The organism is Bradyrhizobium sp., assembly GCF_030693485.1.
GTDB lineage: Bacteria > Pseudomonadota > Alphaproteobacteria > Rhizobiales > Xanthobacteraceae > Bradyrhizobium.
In genome coordinates this window covers 1-3,594 of sequence record NZ_JAUYAN010000216.1, presented here as the reverse complement: position 1 = coordinate 3,594, position 3,594 = coordinate 1, and the positions used below count along the sequence as shown (strand labels likewise).

Sequence of the window (3,594 nt, the reverse complement as noted above, 5' to 3'; positions counted from 1 at the left end):
AGGAACGCCTGCACCTTCGGGTCCAGCGTTTTCCACCATGCGAGATTGGCCAAGTGGGCGGCGAGGCCAAAATTGATCGGCATCGGCGAAATGAATTTGGCCGATTCATGCCACTTCGAGCGGTAGCCGGACAGCGCGCCGGTGATGGCGCAATCGATCACGCCGCTGCCGAGCGCCGGTTGCACTTCGGCGAACGCAATGGTGATCGGCGAGCCGCCGATGTGGGAGACGAATGCCTGCTGCGAGGCGCCGGACGCGCGCACCTTGCGTCCCTTCAGGTCGGCGACGTTGGTGAAGGCATCGCGGCAGTAGATCACCTGGGCCTGATAGGTGCCGAAGCCGAGCAGCTTCAAGCCGTGCTTCTCCTCGAGGAATTTGGCATAGCTCGGGCGCAGCACCTCGATGGTCTTCTGCAATTCCTCCACCGAGCCGACCAGGCCGACCAGGTCGGCCGCCTCGTTCATCGGCACTTCGCCGGAATTGTAGTTCAGGACGGTGGTGGCGAATTGCAGTGTGCCTGAAGACACCAGCCGGAAGATTTCGGGCCCCTTCAGGCCGAGTTCGGTAAAGGATTTCAGCTGGACCTTGATCGCACCGGCGGATTCCTTCGGCACCGTCTCGTTCCAGAACGGTACTTCGCGGTTGAGATACATCGACAGATTGCCAATGCTGCCGACCACGTTGAACGAGGTTGCGGGCAATCCCTGGGTCTGGGCCGCCACGGGCAGCGGCGCGAGGCCGATGGCAGCAGTTGCGGCAAGCGCGGCAAGAACGGGTCGTTTCGACATGATCAGGTCTCCTTGAGGGCTTGGCCGGCCTGGTCGGCCGGCTATTTCGTCGGTTGCAGCAGGCTCGGCAGCCACAGCGCGAGCTCGGGGAAAGCAATCAGGATGCCGATCATCATGATCATTGCGCCGACAAATGGAAGGGAGCCGATGCACAGGTCCGAGAACGGCCCGGGTCCGCGTACGGACTGGACCACATACAGGTTCAGGCCGACCGGCGGGGTGATGAGCGCCGCCTCCATCAGGATCACGAAGATGATGCCCCACCAGATCGGGCTGTAGCCCATGGCGGTGATGACGGGCACCACCACCGGCGTGGTGGCGATCATCATCGACAGCGTTTCCATGAAGCAGCCGAGCACCAGATAAAACGCGATGATCGCGAGCAGCATCGCCCACGGCGGCAAGCCGAGCGACAGCACTGAATCGGTCACCGCCTTGACCAGGCCGATCGAGACCATCACGAAGTTCAGGAAAAAGGCGGCGATGATGATCAACATGATCATGCAGGTGGTTCGCACCGTTCCTTCGAAGGCGCGGACCAGCACCGGCAAGGTCAGTTGGCCATTGGCCGCCACGAGGCCCAGCGTCGCCATCAATCCGAGCGCCGCCGCCTCGGTCGGGGTGGCTATGCCGATGTAGATGGAGCCGACCACGATGAGGAACAGGCCGAGCGGCGGCACCAGATGTTTCAGCCCGGCGATCCGTTGCGGCCACAGTCCGGCGGTCTCGACGGCGGGGCCGGCCAGCCCCGGCCGCCAGAGCGCGATGGCGAACACCATCAGCGAGAACAGCCCCGCCAGCATGAAGCCGGGAATGAACCCCGCGGCGTAGAGCTGGGCCACCGACGTGTCGGTCAACACCGCATAGATGATCATGTTGATGGATGGCGGGATCAGGATCCCGAGCGTACCGCCGGCGGCGATCGAACCGAGGAACAGCGGCGGATTGTAGCCGCCCTTCGCCATGTTGGGGATCGCCACCGTGCCGATGGTCGCCGCGGTCGCCACCGATGAACCCGAGGTGGCGGCGAAGATGGCGCTGGCGGCAATGTTGGTGTGGATCAGGCGGCCCGGAATTCGCGCAAACCACGGCGCGAGCGCGGTGAACAGACGCTCGCTCATGCCGGAGCGGTGCATCAGCTCGCCCATCATGATGAACATGGGGGCGGCGATCAGGATGAAGTCGTTCGAGGTATTCCAGGCCAGCTCACCAAGCGCGCCGGTCAGCGGAAAGAACGCGTATTTCTGCGACAGAACATAGCCCATGATCCCGAGCGCGGCGGCGACCGGCAGGCTGAGCGCCATCAGGCCGATCAGCAGGCTGAATGCGGTGCCGATCATGGCTGCGACGCCTCCGGCTTCGGCTCAGTCTTCGCCTCGATTTTGGCCATATCGATACCGGCCTGTTCCAGTTCGTCGGAAACACGCAGGCTGCCGATCATTTTGTCGAAGCCGCGCTGGTCTCCGGCCAGAAACCGCAGGATGGCCTGCAACGGCAGCAGCATGGCCATGAAAGCGAACCAGAACAGTCCGATCCACCAGATGCCCTGCGGCAGCACCATCGGGGTCTGCATGATGGAGGTCGACCTTGCATTCATGCTCCACGATTGCGCCAGGGTTTTCCAGCAGAACCACACCAGCGCCACGGCGATGACCGCGAGCGCAAAGGCCGCCAGCAAGTCGCAGGCGGCGCGCAGCCGATAGGGCAAGGCGTCGAGCAGGATGTCGACCCGGATGTTGGACTTCGAGGTAACGGTGAAGGCGAGGCCGAGACCGATGCAGGCCGCGAGCATGTAGCCCGAGATTTCGAAGCTCTCGATCATGCCGCGCCTGAAGATGAAGCGTGTGACGACATCGACCGAAATCAGCGCGCCGCAGCCGAACAGGATACAGCCGCCGGCAAGCCAGGCGAAAATCCGGGAGACGCGTTGGGGCCAGGGCTCGTCGGGCAGCAGCGGATCGGGGGCGCTCATGGATTTTTTTCTGTCGCGCTCGGTCGAGCCATAGGCACCGGGGTCGTTTGCATTCCATGGGCACAGGGCCGCGGATGCGGCTTGCCGGGGACGGTAGGGATTCCGCAGGCGGTCGTCAAACGAGGATCGATCGCACGCAGCGATCGCCGTTTTAGTTGTCCATATGCATTCCCTGGGTACCGCATCTGCTCAATAAGATGGCAGGATCGCCCGCCGCAGTGTTAGTGCATAAGCCCGATCAGCAATACCGCCGTGGACAAGCCCAAGATGTTTCCCGATCCAAATTCCCGCTCCCAGCACCTCTACACCCGCGCGCTGTCGAGCCTGCCCGGCGGCAACACCCGCACCACCGTGTTCATGAAGCCGTACCCGATCTATGCCGCGCGCGGCGAGGGCTGCCGGGTGTTCGATGTCGACGGCCACGAATACATCGACTGCATCAACAATTTCACCGCGCTGATCCACGGTCACGCCCATCCGGCGCTGCTGGCGGCGGCGACCAGGCAGCTCGCGTTGGGATCGGCGTTCGGGCTGCCGACGGAGTCCGAGATCGATCTCGCCGAATTGCTGGCGGCGCGGCTGCCGTCGGTGGAGCAGGTGCGCTTCACCAATTCCGGCACCGAAGCCGTGATGATGGCGCTGAAGGCCGCGCGTGCCTTCACGAGGCGGCCGAAAATAGCCAAGTGCGAGGGTGCCTATCACGGCTCCTATGACTATGCCGAAGTCAGCCTCGATCCCACTCCGGAAGCCTGGGGCCGCAACGCCCCGGTTTCGGTCGCCTATGCGAAGGGCACGCCGGACAATGTGCTGGCCGACGTCATCACCATTCCCTTC

General features: G+C 63.5%; 4 protein-coding genes. 1 reads left to right on the top strand and 3 read right to left on the bottom strand.

Annotated elements, in window-relative coordinates; genetic code table 11:
• The 3 genes from dctP to Q8N40_RS16075 all read right to left on the bottom strand — a co-directional run.
• Positions 1-788 (bottom strand): TRAP transporter substrate-binding protein DctP (gene dctP / locus Q8N40_RS16085; protein ID WP_305712507.1); only part of this gene is annotated, 788 nt, incomplete at its 3' end.
• A gap of 41 nt (positions 789-829) precedes the next feature.
• The gene (locus Q8N40_RS16080; RefSeq protein ID WP_305712506.1) at positions 830-2,128 is read right to left on the bottom strand and encodes a TRAP transporter large permease; all 1,299 of its coding nucleotides are present in this window, start codon (positions 2,126-2,128) and stop codon (positions 830-832) included.
• A complete protein-coding gene (locus Q8N40_RS16075) occupies positions 2,125-2,760 on the bottom strand; it encodes a TRAP transporter small permease subunit (RefSeq protein WP_305712505.1) in 636 nt (211 codons plus the stop codon). The genes Q8N40_RS16080 and Q8N40_RS16075 overlap by 4 nt, the downstream gene beginning before the upstream one ends.
• Positions 2,761-3,012: 252 nt before the next feature.
• Here Q8N40_RS16075 and Q8N40_RS16070 point away from each other — a divergent pair.
• Positions 3,013-3,594: aminotransferase class III-fold pyridoxal phosphate-dependent enzyme (locus tag Q8N40_RS16070; protein ID WP_305712504.1), on the top strand; the 582-nt coding region annotated here is incomplete at its 3' end.

Coding starts and splice junctions, on each gene's coding strand:
- Q8N40_RS16080 (WP_305712506.1), bottom strand. CDS start 2,128: ATGATCGGCACCGCATTCAGCCTGCTGATCGGCCTGATGGCGCTCAGC.
- Q8N40_RS16075 (WP_305712505.1), bottom strand. CDS start 2,760: ATGAGCGCCCCCGATCCGCTGCTGCCCGACGAGCCCTGGCCCCAACGC.